This window comes from Opitutia bacterium, assembly GCA_016217545.1.
Classification (GTDB): Bacteria; Verrucomicrobiota; Verrucomicrobiia; order Opitutales; family Opitutaceae; genus Didemnitutus.
The window spans coordinates 1,228,227-1,246,096 of the sequence record JACRHT010000017.1 but is presented as its reverse complement, the minus strand read 5'-3'; the positions used below and the strand labels follow the sequence as shown (position 1 = coordinate 1,246,096).

Genomic DNA, 17,870 nt, shown 5'->3' with positions numbered 1-17,870 from the left:
CTGGGCGGCGCGTCACTTCAGCGCAATACGTTGTGCTTCAAGATGGCGTAAATCCCGGGGTGGAAGGGTGTCATCGGGTTGGTGGGGTTTGCTCCGGTAGCGCCAGGTCGTAGATCCACAACCCCCGCGTCGTTACGGTTGGCTTGGTGGCGAGTAATCTCACTATGCCGGGTGCTGATTTGTAGAAATACATTTCCGCGTTTGTGCCTCCCGAGAGAACCACAAAGCGAATGTGTTGTTCGCGCAGCGTCTGCCGGAGGTCGGCAAGCCCCATCGGGGGACTGTAGCGCCACAGGACGGCGAGTTGTGGGCTGAAGGTTGAAACCATGTTTCCGCCGTTGCGACGCCCGAGCACGAAGAAATTGGGATGATCGACAACGATGCTTTCCCCTTGGGCCGCTGCGCTCAGGCTCTCCCACACGGCTGGATCACGATCCCAGCGGATGAAGCGAGCCCATTTTTCCCAGGGGTGCCATGTGTAGGGCAGGACCGGAGCCGTGGGAGTGATGACAAAGATCCACGAGCGGCGAGCGGCGTCCACGGTGAGCAGCGCGCACAAGATTGCGCCGGCGAATGCCCAGCGACCTTTCAACACCTGCACGCTCGCAGCCGCGACTATCGCCAGTAATGGGAGCGCCGATCCCAGCACGCGGAGACTGTAGGTCCAACCTCCGGCCGTAGAGGAGATGGAAGCCAACCACAAAGCAACTGTTGTCAGGATGAGGCCGGCCGGCACGATGCGCTCAAAGCGATCGGGTTTGAGACCCAGCAAAGCGGCGGGGATCAGCGCGCCCGCCCCCAACAGCACGGACTTCAGCAGACCGATGGGATTCCAATAGTTGGCGAACAGAGACCAGAAATCCTGAATCTCGCGCATGACCTGCTGATGCGCATGGTTGGAAGGAAGCAGCCCGCCCAGCGCGTGCGGAAAAAGTGGATTACCCGTGATCCATGCGTTCCGGAGATACCACGGCGCGACCGTCGCTGCCATTGTCGCTGCCGCGAGCCACCAGTGGGCTCGGTGTGGTCGAGCGAAGGCGAGCAGACCGAGCGTGACGGGAAGAAAGATCAGATTGTAGTCGCGACACAGTCCTCCGAACCCTGCGGCCAAGCCGATCCAGGCCGCGGTGGCGGCGCGCGGAGTTTCCCGATAATCGAGCAAGAGCGCTGTGAGCGTCAGCAAGGCGATGCCGCTCAAACCGGTTTCCTGCCCCATGGAGATCGAGCTCAGGAACAACGAACTGGTCGACAGAACGAGGATCGACACTCTGGCACCGGTCGCGCCCCAGAGTCGGCGGGAAATCTGCCACACCAACGCGACGGTCAATCCGAACTCCACCGCAGTTCGCACGCTTCCGACGAGTTCCGCCGAAGATCCGGTGGAGAGATAGAGCCAGAGGCTCATGATCGACACCAGCGGAGGTATGCCGTCGCACCAAGGATAGACGGCAAAATCTTCGGCTGTGACGGGCGGGTAATGCTGGAGCGATTGTTGACTCGCCATCACCCGCGCGAGATAGTCCCACCGGAAGAGAGTATCGAAACCAGACAGGGGTTCCAAAACCAAGTGAGCCAGCAGGGATGTTGTTGCGATCAGTCCGGGGACCAGCCACCACGCTTCGCGATACCATTGGCCAGGGCGAACCCACGCGACCGAAGCTCGTAGGCGGTCGTCAGTGCCCCGTTTGCATCGGGAAAGAAGCCAGCCCGCCAGCGCCGCTGCTCCGAGCATCACCGTTAGGTATTCGCGGGTCAGGGCGACCTGAAAGAAATCGCCGGCGAGCACCGCGAAAAAGAGGAGCAGTCCCGAGCCGACGAAACTCGTGGCCAGCTTTTGCGGCGAGGGCAGCCACCGAAACGCAAAATACCCGCTCAGAAAAAACCCGAAGCCTGCCGCCGGTCCGACCAGCAGCCACGCGCCGAGGCTCGCGGTCGCGTCAGGCGCGATCATCGCACTTGCTCCGGATGAACCGGACGAAAGTATGCAAGGCGAGCGTTGATGTTTTCACGCGCGCTGCGCCTCAGCGGAACAGGTTGTATTTCACGATCACGTAGATCGCGCGGAAGCCGTCGCGCCAGCCGATCTTTTTGCCCTCGGCGTAGGTGCGACCGTAGTAGCTGATGCCGACCTCGTAGATGCGGCAGCCTTCGAGGCTCGCGACCTTCGCGGTGATCTCCGGCTCGAAGCCGAAGCGGTTTTCCTCGATCGTGATCTTCTGGAGCACGTCGCGGCGGAACACCTTGTAGCACGTCTCCATGTCCGTGAGGTTGATGTTCGTGAACATGTTCGAGAGCAGCGTGAGGAAACGGTTGCCGACCATGTGCCAAAAGTAGACCACGCGGTGCGCCTCGGCGCCCATGAAACGCGAGCCGAAGACCACGTCGGCCTTGCCCTCGGCGATGGGCTTGAGGAGGCGCGGGTATTCCTGCGGATCGTATTCGAGGTCGGCGTCCTGCACGATGACGGCGTCGCCCGTCGCGGCGCCGAAACCCGTGCGCAGCGCAGCGCCCTTGCCGGCATTGACGGGGTGGTAGATCACCTTGCTGACCAGCGGCTCGATCTCAGCGCGCAGGATCTCGCGGGTGCCGTCCGTCGAGCAGTCGTCGACCACGATGATCTCCTTGTCGCGCACGGGTGCGGCGCGCACGGCTTCGACGATCGAGCGGATCGTGTGACGCTCGTTGTAGCAGGGGATCACGATGGACAGCTTCATGGTAGCGCGCGGCAACCTAGAGGACGCGCGCGGCGAGGGAAGAGCAAAGAAGGCTCCGGCCTTGACGGCGCGGAAGCGGCGCGCGCATCGTGGGCCGATGGTCGAGAATACGCCTCCCTCCCGAATCAACCGCGAACTCCTGCTCAAATTGGCGGCGGCGGTCGTAGTGCTCGGCATCGCTGCGGTGCTGGTTTTGCGCGGCATCGATGTGAAGGCGCTGATCGAGCGCGGTCTCGATTTGCTGCGCGCCGCAGGACCGGTGGCGTTCTTTGTCGGCATGGCGCTGGCGCCGCTCGCGGCCGTGCCCATGTTGGCGTTCTCGCTGCCGGCGGTCGCGCTCTACGGACCGCAATTCGGCACGGCCGGCGTCGTGGCGCTCGCGCTCGGCGCCGTGACGGTGAATTTCTGCCTCTCCTATGCGCTCGCGCGGCGCGCGCTGCGGCCGGTGCTCAGCGCGATCGTCACTCGTCTCGGCTACAGGCTTCCGGACGTCGAGGCGGGAGACGCGACCGATCTGGTCATCCTGTTGCGCGTGACGCCGGGCATCCCGTTCTTTGCGCAGAATTTTCTCGCGGGTCTCGCCGAGGTGCCGTTCGGCCGGTATTTCCTCGTGTCGGCGCTGACTGCGTGGCCGCTGAACGTGGCGTTTCTACTTTTCGGCGATGCGTTGCTGCACGGCAAGGGCAAGGTCGCACTCGTTTCGTTTTGCGCGTTGGCGGCGCTCGTGACCGCGACGCACCTCGTGCGCAAACACTACGAGCGGCGCAAAAAGGCGGCGTGAAACCGGACGAACTGGCGCTGAACGACGAGGCCGGCCGCGTGCAATCGGTCGGCGAGTTCACGCGGCGCGTGCGCGAGCTGCTCAAGGGCGGCCTGCCGGCCGGTTGGGTGCGCGGCGAGATCTCGAACCTCCGCGCGCAGTCGAGCGGGCACGTGTATTTCTCGCTGAAGGACGCGACGGCGCAACTGAGCTGCGTGCTGTTCCGCGGCGACGCCGCGCGGCAATCGGTCGCGTTGCGCGACGGCCTCCAGGTGCTCGTCTACGGCGAAATCGACGTCTACGAGGCGCGCGGCCAATACCAGCTCATCGTGCGTGCGGTGGTCGACCACGGCGTCGGCCGGCTGCAGCAGGAGTTCGAGAAACTGAAGCGCAAGCTCGCCGACGAAGGGCTTTTCGCCCCCGAGAAAAAGCGCCCGCTGCCGCTCGCGGCGAGCTGCGTGGGCTTCATCACCTCGCCGACGGGCGCGGCGGTGGCGGATTTCATCCGCATCCTGCGGCGGCGCGAGTGGGTCGGGCGGCTCGTCATTTTGCCCGCGAAGGTGCAGGGCGCCGGCGCTGCCGCCGAGATGGTCGAACAGCTGCGCGTCGCGGCCGAACTCGGCATCTTCGACCTGCTCGTGATCGGTCGCGGTGGCGGCAGTATCGAAGATCTCTGGGCGTTCAACGAGGAGCCGCTCGTGCGCGCCGTGGCGGCGTCGCCGGTGCCGATCATCTCGGCGGTGGGCCACGAGATCGACTACACGCTTTGTGATTTTGCGGCTGACGTGCGCGCGGAGACGCCGAGCGCGGCGGCGGAGTTGATCTCGAGCCGTCACCTCTCGTGCGTCGAACGCATGCTCAACGCCAGCGGGGCGATCGAAGACATCGCCGCGATGCGCCTCGAGCGCGCGCGCCAGCACCTCGACCACGCGCGCAGCCGGCTGCGACTGCTTTCGCCGACGGCGGTGATCGAGCAGCGGCAGCTGCGGCTCGACGACCTCGGCAACCGCCTCGGCGCGGCCCTGCGGCAGTCGACCCAGGAGCGGCGCGAGCAGCTCGCCCACGCCCGCGCGCGTCTCGCGGCGGCTTCGCCGGAGCGGCGCGTGCAACTTGAGTCGCATCGCCTGCTGGCGCTGTGGAAGCGTCTGGAGTCGGCGAGCCCGCAGTCGGTGTTGAAGCGTGGGTTCGCGCTTGTGCGCGGCGAGGATGGTCGGCCGATCTCGCGGGCCAAGGGTGTGGCGGCCGGCCAGCCGATCGTGACGGAGTTTGCGGACGGGAAGATTCGCAGCCGCGTGGAATAAACGGCGTCGCGCCCGCTCCCACGAGCGTGGCATCCGCCGCGTTTGCTTCCCCGTAGTCCCTGAGTAGCCTCCTCCCGCCGATGAAAAAATCCGTTCTCGCCGCTGTCGCCGCCGCCGTGCTTGCGGGCGCAGCTTCCCTCGTTTTCGCCGCCAATTCCCCGACCATGAAATCCACGAAACCCGACGCTCCCGCCTCCGAAGCCGCCTATTGCCCGCCCGGCGACGCGAAGTCCGCGTGCGGTCTGCCGTCGAAGGTCGTCATCGACATGAGCAAGGCGAAGGTGCAGCGCACAGACGCCGAGTGGCGCGCGCGACTCACCGCCGAGCAGTATCGCGTCGCGCGCCAGCAGGGCACCGAGCCGCCGTTCCGGAACGCGTATTGGGACAACCATGCGGACGGCGTCTATTTTTGCGTCGGCTGCGAAACGCCGCTCTTCGACTCGCGCCACAAGTTCGACTCCGGCACCGGTTGGCCGAGCTATTGGCAACCGCTGGAGAAGGCGTTCGTGGCCGAGGAGACGGACTCGAGTTGGGGCATGGTGCGCACCGAGACGCATTGCGCGGTGTGCGGTTCGCACCTCGGGCACGTGTTCGATGACGGCCCGAAGCCGACCGGCTTGCGCTACTGCATCAACAGCGCGTCGCTGAAATTCATGCCGCGCGCGGAGTATGATCTGTGGGCGGTGAAGAACAGCCCGGCGAAGACGGCGCAGTGAGCGGCAGTCGCGCGCGAGTGGTCGCGGCTCCGCCCAAAAAAATCTGGAGGGCGCGGCTACTGCCGCGCCGTTCGGAAGCTTGGCTAACGTGATGGGCACGGCGCGGCGGTAGCCGCGCCCGCCAGCGGAGGTTAGCATCCGAGGCACCCGCGCCCGGAGGACGCGGGCGACCGGGCGACGGCGAGTTGTTTCACGCCGGACTACTTCACGCTCGGCGCCGGCGCGGCGGACTCGCCCAGGTGCTCCGCTTTCCAGCGCATCGACATGAGGATACGGTTGTAGCCGCTCGGGTGATCGAAGAAGAGGATCTCCTCCCATTTGCCGGGGTGGAGCTTGCGGTATTCGGAGAGTTGCAGCGCGGTGAGGGCAAAGGCGTCGGGCTCGCGCGCGGTGTTGAGGCCGTAGATGTCGGCTTCGACCTCGTTCGAGCGGATGATGGAGTTTTTCACCGGCTCGGCGAACAGCATGAAGACCGAGAAGCACGCCATGATGATCGGCAGCCCGGCGTAGTCGGTGATGTCGCGCACGCCCCATTTCTCGCCCCAGCGTTGTTGCACCCACCAGAAGGCCGAGTTCACGAACCAGAAACCCGCGCCGACCAGCAGACTGAAATAGATGACGAGTTCGTAAACGTGATTGAGCACGTAGTGGCCGAGCTCGTGCCCCATCACCGCCTGCACCTGCGCGGGCGTGCAGCGGTTGAGGAGGTTGTCGTTGAGCGAGACGCGGATGGTGTTGAGCGCGCCGCTGACGTTCGCGCTGATGCGCTTGGACTGCTTCGAGGCGTCGAACTGGTAGACGTTGTCCACCGGCACGCCGTTGGCGCGCGCCATCGAGAGGATCGGGTCGCGGACCTTCGCGTCGGTGAGCGGCGTGTATTTGTTGAACAGCGGGCTGATGAAGACCGGCGCGAGCGCGAACAGGAAAATCATGAAGAACGGCGTGGCGATCGCGGCTCGGATCCACCAGCGGCCGGGCGAGCGGCGAATCGCGGCGTAGAGCAGCGAGCCGAGGAACACGGCGATGATCAGTCCGGGAATGAGCGCTTTCGCGCGCTCCGCGAGCCAGCCGCCGGCGCTGAGATTCGAGAGCCCGTAGTGATGCTCGCGGACGAAGCCCGTGTAGTAGTCCCAAGGCAGGTTCACGATCCAACCGATGAGCACGAGCAGCACGAGGAAGATGGCGCCGTGGACGACGCGCGATTTCGTCACGCGCTCGGCGATCGTGCGCAGCTTCGTGTAGACGCCGAGACGGTAGAGCAGGGCGGTGAGGCCGAGCGTGACGACGACGTCCCAGAGCAGGATCCAGTAGCCGCCTTCGAAATAGGCGTCGGACTTCGCGCGCGCGTCGGCCGGCAACTGCGCCATGATTTTCTCGGTTTCAGCGACGGGGTCGAAGTCCGGGGCGGCGGCGCGCAGCGCGAGAAAGGTGCCGGCGAACGCGAGCGCCAACGCGGCGCCGCGGAGGATCGAGCGGGGTAAGCGGAGCATGCGCGTTGAAAGCGCAACGACTCCGGCAGCGCAAACCCGGAAGCAGTCTCAGGCGGCCGCGCGGCGGCGGCACCACGCGAGCAGCAACGCCAGCGCGCCCGCCGCGATCGCGTAGCTGGCCGGTTCCGGCACGGCGGTGACGCTGTAGCCGAGGTCGGCGAGGATGCCGAGTTCGATGGCCGAAAGGGTGCGCGTGGCCAGGCCGGAGGAGACCGCATGCTCCATGAGGTAGGCGTTGGACGTGTAGAAATTCGTGTCGAGGTGGCTGAGGCTGCTGCCCTCCGCGTAGCTCGCCGGAGAGTAGATGTGCACGCGCTGGCCGCCGTTCGCGGCCATGGCGTTGGCGCCGGAGAAGTAGACGTCGCTGCCCACCCCATCGGTGAGAATGGAGCCGCCCTCGTAGGCTTTGGTGGTGGAGTTGATCAGCGCGTTACCCGCGGCGTCGGTGAGGAATTGGTCGAACGTGGACCAGGTGTTGCCGCCAAACTCGCTCGTGCCGGAAGCCGTGATGATCGACGCGAAGCCGAGAGCGTGGGTGAGCTCGTGCATGGCGACGGCTTTGAAATCGTAGGTGCCACCCGCCACGGTGTCGCCGTAGCTCCAGTTGTAGCCGAAATCCCACTGCACGGTGCCGAGGTAGGATTGGCCGAAGTTGGTGCCGTTTTGGATCATCGACGCCACCAAGCCGGGTTGGAAGGTGTTGTCCGTGCTGAAATACAGGCTGCCTGCGCTGGCGAGAAAACCGGTGCCGTCGGTCTGCGAGGCGTTGACGCGGATCGTCACGGTGCGCGCCGGGTAGCCGGTGAAATAACCGGCCAGCGTGCTGGCGGCGGATTCGAGCGCGGCCTTGCGCGCCGCGCCGAATGTGGCGTCGTTGAAGCCGGCGGAAGCGCTTTCCGACGTGGCGTAGTCGAACGAGAACGTGATTTGCGCCCACGCGGCGGCGGGCAGCAGGCACGCGAGCACAAGCGCGCGGACGGGGGCGGGCAGGGGCATTTTCATGAGGGGCCGCGCCGAAGCATGCGGTTGAGCGGTGGGTGCGCAATGCCGCAAATGGCCACGCTGCCGCACGCGTGCCCGCGTTACTGATAGAGCCAGTATTTGCGGCTCGTCTGCTGGAAGGTCGCGGCGCGCTCCGACCAGTTCTTGGTGAAGAGCGAGACGTCGACGCGGCCGCCTTGCGTGCGGATCGCGTTGAGCCAGGCGGCGGAGCCGACGTGGATGTTGAACGTCCGCGTCTCCGCGGCGGTGAGGCTCGCGTAGGGATTCAGCTTCGACCACAGCACGGCCTGCTTCTGCATGTAGAACGAGACTTCGGTCGGGCGCCATTTGTCCCAATCGACCACCTCGACGTAGACGCCGGGCACGACTTTGCCCTCGCGTGAGACGCCGTTCATTTTGAGGAATTTCACGCCGGGAATTTTGTAGGCTTCCATCGCCTTGATGATCTCGTCGGGCGTTTTCTTCGGAAAATGGATGCCGCGGAACGGATAGTCTTTGCCGATGCCGGACTTCCAGCCGCTGTCCTGCGTGCCGAGTCCGATCATGGCGTAGCCGACGGCCGCTTCGTAGGTCGGCACCATCGGCGAGGTCGGCACCCAGCGCAGGCCGGTCTCGGGCCAGCGCATCGCACGCGTCCAGCCGCGCATCGGGATGACGGTGAGCCGGCCCTTCTCGCGCGCGGCTTCGGGGGTGTCGATGACGTTCGGGATGTAGAGCATGCGCGGCAGGTCCTTGGCCATGCGCGCGAGTTCGCCGAGCGTTAGGCCGTGCACGTAGGGCGTGCGGAAGGCGCCGACGTAGCTCTTGAACTCGGCGTCGAGCGGCGGGCCGTCGACCTTCAGGCCGCCGAGCGGGTTCGGCCGGTCGAGCACGATGACTTCGATGTTGTTTTCGAAACACGCCGCCATCATCGCGAGCATCGCGCTGGCGAACGTGTAGGAGCGCGAGCCGATGTCCTGCAGGTCGATCACGACGGCGTCGAGGCCCTTGAGCATGGCCTTGGTCGGCTTGCGCGTCTTGCCGTGCGTGGAGTAGATCGGCACGCCAGTTGGGGCGTGGATCGAGTCGGCGAAGTTGACCGAGGCGGCGATGGTGCCGTCGAGGCCGTGCTCGGGGGCGAAGAGCGTGACGAGCTTCGATTGCGGCGCGCGACGCAGCACGCTCCACGTCGGCTCGCCGCGCCGGTTCAGGCCGGCGGCGTGGGTGAGCAGGCCGATTTTTTTGCCCGCGATGGCCTTGAAGCCGTCGGCCTCGAGCACGTCGATGCCGAGCATGACGGGCGGGAGTTTTTCGGGTGGCGCTTCGGGCCGCGGAGTGGGCGCCGGCGCGGCGGGCGCGGGTCGCGGCGCGGGTTTCTTGGCGGACTTCGAGGCGCAGCCGGGCGCGACGACGAGCGCGGCGAGCGCGAGGAAGAGGCCGAGAAAAAGCAACGCGGGTGACCGGCGGGACATGCGCCGTTTTTTGTGCGAGCGGCGCGAAACGCTGGCGAGGAGAAACGCCGGGGCGGCTCCATCCAGCAGGAGCCGGTTTACAGGCGACCCGAATGGGGCGAAGGCTCCGCGCGCGCCGGTCGCCTGCAAGCAGGCTCCTACTTCACGCTGCGATGACCGTGGAGTGAAAGGTTCTTCGCCCTTGAATCGATGCGTGCGGCGTGGCTGCATCGCGAGCGGGTCACCTGCGGCGAGGGTTTCGCCGGATCAGAACAATTAGCAACCATGAGAATCGCACTTCTAGCACTCATCTGTGCAGGTATCGTGAGCTTGTCGGCACAGCCTGAGAAAGCCGATCCACTGCCTGATCATTTATTCATTCTCCAGAATTTGCAGAAACTATCTCAGCAGAAAAGATACGGAGATATACTTGATTGCATGTCCGCTGACTACCGGAATGCCGTCTCACGCGAGCATTGGATAAAGCAATCAGAATCCTTGGGGTGGGTAATGACAAAGGCTCGGCTTGGGACTTTTACCGTTAACGGCAATTTCGCCGATGCGTCGGTGAGATGTGACACAGTCATCGGCACAAGAGTGATTCACATCGAAGCTGTTGCCTATTTTGTGCGCGAAGGAGGCGCATGGAAGTTTTGGAACTTTCCATTCGTGCCGATGGAGATCCCAGACAGGCTTAGCTGGCCTCCGCCGTTCACTCAGCCATAGCACGGCTGCATTCTGCGGCTCTTAGCGTGAGCCAATACTGCACTCACTTGTATTTGCGCCGCGCCACCACCGCGGCCGCCAGTTGCTCCAGCACGGGCACCGTTTCAGCGAAGCCGAGACACGCGTCGGTGATGCTCTGGCCGTAGATGAGGGGCTTGCCGGCTTCGTGCTTTTGTGCGCCGGCGGCGAGATTGCTTTCGATCATCACGCCGATGATCGCCCGGCTGCCGCCGGCGATTTGACCGGCGACGTCGGCGGCGACGGCGATCTGGCGGTCGTGCTGTTTGCCGCTGTTGCCGTGGCTTAGGTCCACGAGCACGACCGGCAGCGCGCTGGTCTTCTTCAGCAAGGCGACGGACTGCGCGATGTGCTCGGCGGAAAAATTCGGGCCGGTGCGGCTGCCGCCGCGGAGCACGAGGTGGCCTTCGGGATTGCCGGCGGTGGCGAGCACGGCGGGCGCGCCTTCGCGGGTGAGCGACGGGAAACAGTGCGGGTGGCTCGCCGAGACGATAGCGTCGACCGCGACTTGCAGATCGCCGTCGGTGCGGTTCTTGAAGCCGACGGGCATCGAGAGGCCGGACGCGAGCTCGCGGTGGATCTGGCTCTCGGTCGTGCGCGCGCCGATCGCGGCCCACGAGACGAGGTCCGCGTAGTATTGGCCGAGCGTGGTGTCGAGGAACTCGGTGCCGATGGGCAGGCCGGCGGCGTTCACGTCGAGGAGCAGCTTGCGCGCGAGGCGCAGGCCCTTGTTGACCATGAAGCTCCCGTCGAGGTCCGGATCGTTGATCAGGCCCTTCCAGCCGACGACCGTGCGGGGCTTCTCAAAGTAGACGCGCATCACCACGAGCAGGTCGCGCGCGAAACGGTCGGCGAGCGGCTTGAGTTGCTTCGCGTAGTCGAGCGCGGCGGCGGGGTCGTGGATCGAGCACGGGCCAACGACGACGACGAGACGGTCGTCGCGCCCGGCGAGGATGTCGCCGATCTCGCGTCGCGCGCGATGCACCAGCGCCGCGCCCGCCTCGCTCAACGGTAGATCCTCCTCGAGGATCGCGGGCGACAACAGCGGTCGCGCCGTGCGGATGCGGAGATCGGAGGTTTGCGGACGCATGGGAGGTCAAGTGAACGCGCGGCGGCGCGGAACGCGAGATTTTCGTCGCCTCGCTCCGGGTATGACGGAAACTCGGCGCGATGCTTTTCCTCGGCCAACACGGTTTCGAAGCGCTGCTCGCCCGCGAGTTGCAGGCGGACGGTTTGACCGTGGTGGAAACGGGTCCGGGCTGGGCGGGCGCGGAGCCGTTGCCCGGCGACGCCGTGCCGCAGTCGATCGACGAGCTGTGTTTCCCGCAGCTGACGCTGCTCGCACCGCGCGAGATTCGCGGCGAGTCGGTCAACGCGCTCGCGCAGCAGCTCTCGGACTATTTTCTCGAGAGCCTGCGGGGCGAGCGCATCGACGCGGCGTGGCCGTGCGTGTTCCGCGAGGCCGCGGAAATTCCGGGGCTCGGCCGGCGCGCGGCGGGCGTCGAGAAGGCGTTTCACGAGGCGCTGGAAAAGAAGCTGCGGCGGGTGGCGAAACTCGCGTCGTCTGAAATGCCCCGCGGCAGTGGCAAGGTCCGCGGGATGTTCGTGTTTTTCGCGGATTTCGGGCGCATCTTCGCCGGACGCGAGGCGTGGCGCGGCGGGCAGCAGCGTATGGCCGACGATCCGCTCGCGCCGTCGCGTTCGTATCTAAAGGTCGAGGAAGCCTACGCCGTGCTCGGCCGCGAGCCGACGGCGGGCGAGACGGTGTGCGATCTCGGCGCGGCGCCGGGAGGTTGGAGCTACAGCGCGGCGAAGCGCGGCGCGCGCGTCGTGGCGATCGACAACGGTCCGCTCAAGGGCGGCGCGCTGGACCATCCGCTGATCGAGCACCGGCGCGAGGATGCTTTCAAATACGCTCCGCCGGCCGGCGAGGTATTTGACTGGATGTTCTGCGACCTCGTCGAGGAACCGCACCACGTGTTGGAGAATCTCATCGCGCCGTGGCTGCAACGCGGCTGGTGCCGGCGCTTCGTGATCATCTTCAAGTTCGGCCGCACGGATCCGCTGGCGTTGCTGCGCACGGTGCGGGCGCCGGACGGCGTGTTTGCGCGTGGCGCGAAGAACCTCCGCATCCGCCATCTCTACCACGACCGCGAGGAGTTCACGCTCGTGGGCGAGGTTGGGGTGCGTGGCTAGGTGTTCCGCCGGCGCCAGGCGACGAGGCCAAGCACGAGCGCACCGGCGAGGGCGCCGTAGGTCGAGGGCTCGGGCACAGCGCTGACGTTGCCCGTGCTGACGCTGAGGTTGTCGAGCCAGTAGGTGCGAGCGTTTTGGGAGAAGATGGCGAATTCGTCGAATTCGGTCTCCGGCGTCGTGTGGTCGAGGCTGTAGACGAGCGTGGTGGGCCCGGTGCCGGTCGTGCCGCGGAACACTTCGAAAGTCGCGCCCGCCTCGGTGCGTGTCAGCTGGAGCTGGAACATCACCGGTGTCGTGACGCTGAGCTGGCGTTGCGCGGAGGTGCCGGGTGCCGTGGTGGAGGGATTGCCGAGGGAGAAATAATAGGCGGGGCCGCCGGTCGCATACCACGCCGCGCGCGAGCCGGTGGAGGCGCCGAAGTCGGCGTTGTAGCCGGTGTCGTCGCCGTTGGCGCTGCTCCAGACGGTGCCGCCGTTGTCGAAGAGCCCGAGCCGGAAATAGCCCTGCTCCACGGTTTCGGTGCGCAGCGTGACATTGAGACGGACGTAGTCGCCGGTGCTGGCGCCGAGCGTCACGGCGCTGGGGAAAAGCGCGAGCAGCACGCTGACGTTGCCGGCCTGCACGCGATACGCCTCGCCGAGCGTGGCGTCGGTGCCTGAGCCGTGGGCCGTGATGCTTGCCATGTTGGCGTAGGTGAGCGAGGTGGTCCCACTGGTGTAGTTTTCGGAGAACAGCGTGGTCTGTGCGCGCACGACGGATGCGAGACTGGCTAACAGGGCGGCGGTGGTCAGGAGGGAGCGGAGTCTGGGCATGGCCCGGATGGCATGGGCCACACCGTCTGCTGCGGGCAAATGGAAACCCGCCGCCTACGCAGGTATGCGTAGGCGCGAGCACCAGCAAGCGGCGACGCGGGGGGGCTTGCCTCTGGTGGGGAATTCGCCGGGTCCGTTTCATGCACCCTCGCTCGCGAGAGCGGCCGCAGGCAGTCGCTACGCAGGAACGCGTAGGGCGGGACGCGGGTTCTGGCTTTTCGGCGCGGGGAGCCGGCGCACGATGGAGCGCATGCGGATTCGCGTGAGTTTCGAGTTTGGCGCGGGCGTCTGCCTCTGGGCGGACGATGCGGAGGCGCGGGCGAAGTGGTGCTCGGCGGTGTTGTTCGAGAATGTCGCGCTGTCGCCCGATCTGGCCGCGGAAGGCGCGGCGTTGATGGCGGAGTTTGATGCGGCGTTCGATCCGGCGAATCCCGGCCGCGGGCCGCAGTGGAGCGAGGAAGCGGCGGCGGAGAGCGCGGATTTTCATGGGCGCGCAGCGACGTGGACGGTGCGGGTGACGGCGGCACTCGCGTCGAGTGGAGTGGCGGTTGCGCCCTACGAGGCGACGCCGCTGCGGTCTTCGGATGGGGCGCCGGCGCAGGACGGAGAGGAGTTCGCCGGTTGCGTGGTGGTGGTGTTTCGCGACGAGGCGACGCGCGCGGCGGTGGATCGGAAGGAGTCGGCCGGAAGCGGTTGGGACGAGGCGGCGGTGTGGAACGGCGATGCGCTCAAGCTCCGTGCGGCGGAACGCACGCCGGCGGAGTTGCTCGCGAAGTTGGAGGACGAATCGGGGTTCGTGTGCGGCTGGTGGCAGGCGCGCGAAGATCGTGGCGAGGACGAGATGCTCGCGGGCGATCCGGTGGCGCACGCGGTCGAATGCGTGCGGACGCGCAACGCGACGGGGCTGGCGAATTTCCTCTCGTGGATGAGCGTGGAGCGCGTGCATGTCGGCGCGGAGCTCGTCGCGCTCGATTGGGCGCCGGCGAAGTCGCACCGGCTCGCCGACGCGGGCGGATCGTGGTGGGAGTGGTTCAGTTTCGCGCGGAATGCGTCGAAGGCGTTGCGCGGGCAGGCGCCGAGTGCGAGCTACCGGCGGGCGGAGCGCGAGCGGCTGTTTTGGAAATGGACGCGCGGTGGCAGCCGCGACGGCTGGCCGGCGAATTTCGGCGAAGCGCTCGAGCGCGGCGGGTGGCGCCGCGAGAGTTTCACTCGCTGGGCAAAGTAAGCGGGGCGCGCCGGGGTGTCCGAATAAAAAAGGGATGCGACGGTGGTCGCATCCCTGAGGGAAGATATCCGCGCGGTCTGTCGGTCGGCCGGCGGACGCGGGCGTTGCGGATCAGTGGCTCGGCGCGGGCGCGGTGCTCGGTTTGCTGCCGGCGGGTGATTGGGCCTCGCCGAACAGGAACGAGTAGTCGGAGGCGAGGGTCGAGTTCTGCGGCAACGCGGTGGTGGCGCCGACGTGGCAGGTGAGGCAGGTGAGTTGTTGCTTGTAGGTTTCGAGCGTGGTGTTGGCGACCGGCTGCTGGGTGATCGGCGGGTTGGGGTTGCCGGCGGTGAGCGGGACTTGCGCGCCGGGGCCGCCGGTGGGCGAGTTGTTGGTTGGCCAGAGGACGTTCACGAGTTCGTAGTTGAGGAAGACCGACTGGGGATTCGCGGCGGCGATGGTGGTCCAGACGCTTTGGTTGAGCGCGGCGATGTTGTTGGCGGTGGAGGAGCTGATCGGGATCGAGCGCACGACCTGCACGGGCGTGGTGTAGTCGGGCGTCGGCGTCGCGGGCGGCGGCACGTTGGGGGGCGTGGTGACGGCGGGATTGTAGAACGTATACCACGCTTTGAGCGTTTGCTGCCGGATGTCGGCGACGCTGGGGGCGTTGTTGACGTGCTCGAAGGTGGTCCAGACGAACTGCTGGGCGTTCGCGGTCTTGTGGATGATGTGGAGGCCGACGAGGCCGACCGTCACCAGCTTGGGCGTGGTGGAGCCTTTGGCGCCGGCGGGGTAACTGACCCAGGCTTTCGAAATCTTGAAGAGCGGCCAGAGCTTCGGGTCGTCGAGCTGAATCCAGGCGGCCTTGATCTCGATCGCGCCGATCGTGCCGTAGGTGGCGAAGGCCTGCGTGCCGTCGGGGAGATTGATGCCGGTGGTTTGGGCGAAGGTCTCCTGGATCGTGGCGTCGTAGAGTTTGTTTTGGACGATGTAGTTGAACTCGTCCTCGTTGAGCCGCTTCTCGAAGAGCGCGAGGTAGCCGGATTGGGAGACGAGCCAGTGGCCGTCGGCTTCGTGAATGCCGTCGAGGCCGACGATCCGCTGAACGCCTGCGCCATCGAATTTGGAGAGGGCGAAGAGTCCTTTGACGCCGAGCGGGGAGGTCGCGCTCAGGGCGTTGACGGCCGCGGGGAATTTCGCGGGCAGCGCGCGTTTCGCGGTCCAAGGGCCCGGTGCCTGGCCGTTGGCCCGGAAGACCTCGGAGGATTCCTTGAACGATTCCCAGACCGTGGGCGACGTGTCGCCCGGCGTGCCGAATTTCGCGGGCGGGACGGAGAGGTCGGGCTGGCCCGGGTGTTTCGGATCCGCCGCCCAGTTGAGCGCGATGAACTGCTGCCACGCGAGATTGTTGAAATTCGCCTGGCTGACGGGCAGCTGCACGTCGGCGGGCAAGATCGGCTCGACGACGGGAGTGCCGTCCCAAGTCGGAGCGGCGGCGCGCAGCGTGAGGATGGGAGCGGCGACGAGGGCGAACGCGACCGCGAGTCGGCGCGCGCGAGAAAGGAAAGGATGGGAGTGCATGGACGAAAGGAGCGAAGGGGAACGGTGGATCACGAGATGGAGGCGACGACGTTGAGCAGCCCGGGCATGGCGGGTTGGACGGGATCGCCGGAGTTGGTGAGCGTGCAGCCGTGGAGGCCGAGGGCGGCGTCGGCGGCGACGGAGACGGTGACGAGCAGAGCCTGGCTGGTGCCGGGATAGGAGTTGCCCGGAATGGCGTAGCTCACGTCGCCGAGCGATTGCACGGCGTTCACGGTCACGCCGGTGCCGAACGAAACGTCGGGCAGCGGGTTGAGCGTGGCGGTGCAGACCAGCACCAGGGAGACGTTCTGCGCGCCGCGCGCGACGAGCGGCGCGATGAGCGTGGAGTTGCTGGCGAGCGGGATCGGGCTGTTCATCGGATTGGAGACCGAGGTGTTGTAGAGCGCCTGCCAGACGGTTTGGTGAAAGAGCTGGAGCGGCTGCGCGTAGTTCGGCGCGGCCGGGGCGTCGGGCGTGGTGCTCACGCCGGCGGGCGGCGGAATGACGCACGGGTTCGGCAGGGGCGCGACCTGCGCGGGGATGGCGCGGGCCCACAGACCCATGTCCATCTGCTGGGCGATCTGGCCGCCCCATTGGATCGGGTTGCCGAAGGGATCGCGGATGTCGCCGACGGTGAATTTCACGCCCGCCGCGATCCAGGCGGAGGGAATCTGAAACACGGCGTGCAGGACGAAGTTGCCGCCTTGGCCGACGAGCTGGCCGTTGGCGTTTTTGGTCAGGCCGTAGGGCAGGCCGGTGATCGGATCGATCAGCGTTTCGGCGCCGCGGACGATCTGCCAGCAGTCCTGGACCGATGCGCCTTTCGGCAGCTGGGGATCGGGCGGCAGGCTGAAGCCGGAGAGGTCGGGCACTTGAATGTAGAGGCCGGACGGGTTGGCGAGGGCGGCGACGGCGGAGGTGCTGATGGCTTGGTTGACGACTTGGCCGATGTGCGGGTCGCTGTTGCGGTAGGCTTGGCCGTATTGGGCGCAGCAGATGAGTTGCTGGGTGTTGCTGTTGCCGCACTGGCGCAGGACGGTGGCGCCGCCGGCGAGCTGCATCTCGGTCTGCAGGGTGTTGGGCGTGGAGGTGAGGTGCATCGCGCCGCCGGAGTAGGAGAGCGGGTTGGTGGCGGGATGAACGGGGCGCGTGGAGATCGGGCCCGAGTTGTATTTGTTCAGCGGGTTGTAGGCCGGGCGACCGGTGGAGGGGTCGGTGACGACCTGACCGGATTTGGGGTCCTTGAGGCAAAGGTCGTCGAGGGTGACCGTGATGCCGTAGCCCGGCGGGACGTCCCAGTTCAGCGTGGAGTTGTAGAGCTCCACGACGCGGTTCGGGTCGATCATCCAGAGCGTGTTCCAATACTCGGGATTCTCGCAGGTGAAATCGATGCGGCGGATCTTTCCGGTGGCGGGGTCGCGCGCGACACTCCACTCGCAATACTCATCGAGCCAGCCGCGCGGGCCGTAGGGGCCGTAGGTGTGTTGCGGGCCGGACCAGTCGGCCTGCGGGCAGAGATTCGTGGGAATCTGCTGGAACGCGGGCACCGGCACGGCGGACGAGCCGACTTGGTCGGCGAGCGCGAGGAGTTGCGGCTCGGTGTAGTTGTAGGGATTGGCGGGCGAGGACTGGGTGCCGAGGTATTGGGCGAGGCGGTTGGGGAAGACGTTCCAGTTGATGATCACCGCGGGTGTGCCGGGCGGAATGGTGACGGCGGCGGTGTCGAAGTAGGACGTCTGGTTGGCGGAGTAGAGCAGGTTCCACGGATCGCCGAGGATGGCTTGGGCGGTGAAGCCGGTGAGGTTGGTGTTCCACTGCGCGCGCAACGCGAGATCCTGCGGCGAACCGACGGGGAAGTCGTGGATGTCCGCGGGCGTGGTGTAGGTGAACTGGGACATGGCGGGGTAATCGCGCGTTGGC

At 66.4% G+C, this 17,870-nt stretch carries 15 protein-coding genes; 6 read left to right on the top strand and 9 right to left on the bottom strand.

The window, feature by feature from the left end:
• Nucleotides 1–70: 70 nt before the first annotated feature.
• Both HZA32_21245 and HZA32_21240 read right to left on the bottom strand, forming a co-directional pair.
• Complete coding sequence (locus HZA32_21245; protein MBI5426611.1) at nucleotides 71–1,951, bottom strand: glycosyltransferase family 39 protein; 1,881 nt, start codon at nucleotides 1,949–1,951, stop codon at nucleotides 71–73.
• A 70-nt stretch (nucleotides 1,952–2,021) separates the two neighbouring features.
• Nucleotides 2,022–2,714 (bottom strand): glycosyltransferase family 2 protein, encoded by a 693-nt coding sequence (locus tag HZA32_21240; protein MBI5426610.1) that lies wholly within the window; start codon nucleotides 2,712–2,714, stop codon nucleotides 2,022–2,024.
• A gap of 97 nt (nucleotides 2,715–2,811) precedes the next feature.
• Between HZA32_21240 and HZA32_21235 the strand changes: the two genes are divergently transcribed.
• The 3 genes from HZA32_21235 to msrB all read left to right on the top strand — a co-directional run bounded on the left by HZA32_21235 (nucleotide 2,812) and on the right by msrB (nucleotide 5,491).
• A complete protein-coding gene (locus tag HZA32_21235) occupies nucleotides 2,812–3,495 on the top strand; it encodes a TVP38/TMEM64 family protein (protein MBI5426609.1) in 684 nt (227 codons plus the stop codon).
• Complete coding sequence (xseA, locus tag HZA32_21230; protein ID MBI5426608.1) at nucleotides 3,492–4,775, top strand: exodeoxyribonuclease VII large subunit; 1,284 nt, start codon at nucleotides 3,492–3,494, stop codon at nucleotides 4,773–4,775. Before HZA32_21235 ends, xseA begins: the two co-directional genes overlap by 4 nt.
• A 164-nt stretch (nucleotides 4,776–4,939) precedes the next feature.
• Complete coding sequence (msrB, locus tag HZA32_21225) at nucleotides 4,940–5,491, top strand: peptide-methionine (R)-S-oxide reductase MsrB (GenBank protein MBI5426607.1); 552 nt, start codon at nucleotides 4,940–4,942, stop codon at nucleotides 5,489–5,491.
• 200 nt (nucleotides 5,492–5,691) lie between these two features.
• On the opposite strand, the gene HZA32_21220 is transcribed toward msrB, so the two are convergent.
• The 3 genes from HZA32_21220 to HZA32_21210 all read right to left on the bottom strand — a co-directional run bounded on the left by HZA32_21220 (nucleotide 5,692) and on the right by HZA32_21210 (nucleotide 9,257).
• Nucleotides 5,692–6,981, bottom strand: coding sequence for a M48 family metallopeptidase (locus tag HZA32_21220; GenBank protein ID MBI5426606.1), 1,290 nt, complete (start codon nucleotides 6,979–6,981; stop codon nucleotides 5,692–5,694).
• A gap of 48 nt (nucleotides 6,982–7,029) precedes the next feature.
• Nucleotides 7,030–7,983 (bottom strand): hypothetical protein, encoded by a 954-nt coding sequence (locus HZA32_21215; GenBank protein MBI5426605.1) that lies wholly within the window; start codon nucleotides 7,981–7,983, stop codon nucleotides 7,030–7,032.
• An 80-nt stretch (nucleotides 7,984–8,063) separates the two neighbouring features.
• The gene (locus tag HZA32_21210) at nucleotides 8,064–9,257 is read right to left on the bottom strand and encodes a DUF1343 domain-containing protein (protein MBI5426604.1); all 1,194 of its coding nucleotides are present in this window, start codon (nucleotides 9,255–9,257) and stop codon (nucleotides 8,064–8,066) included.
• A 441-nt stretch (nucleotides 9,258–9,698) separates the two neighbouring features.
• Between HZA32_21210 and HZA32_21205 the strand changes: the two genes are divergently transcribed.
• Nucleotides 9,699–10,139 carry a hypothetical protein gene (locus tag HZA32_21205; protein MBI5426603.1) on the top strand — a complete coding sequence of 147 codons (441 nt, stop codon included), beginning with the start codon at nucleotides 9,699–9,701 and terminating at the stop codon, nucleotides 10,137–10,139.
• Between the two features lie 43 nt (nucleotides 10,140–10,182).
• On the opposite strand, the gene HZA32_21200 is transcribed toward HZA32_21205, so the two are convergent.
• Nucleotides 10,183–11,247 (bottom strand): 3-deoxy-7-phosphoheptulonate synthase, encoded by a 1,065-nt coding sequence (locus tag HZA32_21200; protein MBI5426602.1) that lies wholly within the window; start codon nucleotides 11,245–11,247, stop codon nucleotides 10,183–10,185.
• Between the two features lie 80 nt (nucleotides 11,248–11,327).
• Here HZA32_21200 and HZA32_21195 point away from each other — a divergent pair, with 80 nt between their 5' ends.
• Nucleotides 11,328–12,353, top strand: a complete 1,026-nt coding sequence (locus HZA32_21195) for an rRNA methyltransferase (GenBank protein ID MBI5426601.1) — start codon at nucleotides 11,328–11,330, stop codon at nucleotides 12,351–12,353.
• Here HZA32_21195 and HZA32_21190 read toward each other — a convergent pair.
• Entirely contained in the window at nucleotides 12,350–12,637 is a 288-nt protein-coding gene (locus HZA32_21190) for a PEP-CTERM sorting domain-containing protein (protein ID MBI5426600.1), read from the bottom strand. The genes HZA32_21195 and HZA32_21190 overlap by 4 nt on opposite strands.
• Nucleotides 12,638–13,427: 790 nt before the next feature.
• On the opposite strand from HZA32_21190, the gene HZA32_21185 reads away from it, so the two are divergent.
• Nucleotides 13,428–14,390: a hypothetical protein gene (locus HZA32_21185; GenBank protein ID MBI5426599.1), complete on the top strand. Its 963-nt coding sequence runs from the start codon at nucleotides 13,428–13,430 to the stop codon at nucleotides 14,388–14,390.
• A gap of 111 nt (nucleotides 14,391–14,501) precedes the next feature.
• Here the strand turns inward: HZA32_21185 and HZA32_21180 are convergent, their stop codons facing one another.
• Together HZA32_21180 and HZA32_21175 are read right to left on the bottom strand one after the other, a co-directional pair.
• On the bottom strand, nucleotides 14,502–15,950 hold the full coding sequence (locus tag HZA32_21180; GenBank protein ID MBI5426598.1) for a hypothetical protein: 1,449 nt from the start codon (nucleotides 15,948–15,950) through the stop codon (nucleotides 14,502–14,504).
• A 29-nt stretch (nucleotides 15,951–15,979) separates the two neighbouring features.
• Nucleotides 15,980–17,848 carry a hypothetical protein gene (locus HZA32_21175; protein ID MBI5426597.1) on the bottom strand — a complete coding sequence of 623 codons (1,869 nt, stop codon included), beginning with the start codon at nucleotides 17,846–17,848 and terminating at the stop codon, nucleotides 15,980–15,982.
• Between the last annotated feature and the right edge of the window lie 22 nt (nucleotides 17,849–17,870).